Here is a 549-nt window from a genome sequence, read left to right on the forward strand (position 1 = left end):
GTTATCTACACTATAACCAGCCTTAAACTCATAAATCATAAACGATTCTGGTTTTTTAGTTTTCTCATCTAGTGATTTGAAAATACCAAAGTAACTAACAGGCTCACCGTTAATTACTTTAATACCAACACCTACTAAAGAATCTCCTCCAACAGGAACTCCTTTAAAAATCTCTTTCTTCTCATCGAAGGAAGGGAGTACGTATTTTTCAACAGCTTCTGCTAAAATAGTTGCCTTTTCTAACGTAATAGCTGTTGAAATTAATTTCTCATAGTCAAATTTTTTAGTTTCAGTTTGTTGACTTTTATCCAATGCAGGATTAATCTTTAAAGAAATCATATCGTTCCAATAGCCAATTTGTAAAGTTGAAGGAAAGTTACCTTCACTATTCATAAATTGAATTCCTCTTGTATTCACGTTTACAACATCTTTTGAGTTATTTCCAGTATTATTGAGTTTCATTGTTTTCCCTCCTAATTTTTTTAACGATTAAATTAAAGTTTTCATCATAATAAAATATTATGTGTTAATACAGAACAAATAATTAAA

Annotated in this window: 1 protein-coding gene; it reads right to left on the minus strand. The window is 29.1% G+C overall.

Going from position 1 to position 549, the window contains the following annotated elements:
- A partial coding sequence (locus ETC00_RS19605) for a hypothetical protein (RefSeq protein WP_171567719.1) occupies positions 1-462 on the minus strand: 462 nt, incomplete at its 3' end.
- Between the last annotated feature and the right edge of the window lie 87 nt (positions 463-549).

The sequence above is a fragment of the Brevibacillus sp. MCWH genome, from assembly GCF_013096935.1.
Taxonomy (GTDB): Bacteria; Bacillota; Bacilli; order Brevibacillales; family Brevibacillaceae; genus Brevibacillus; species Brevibacillus aydinogluensis.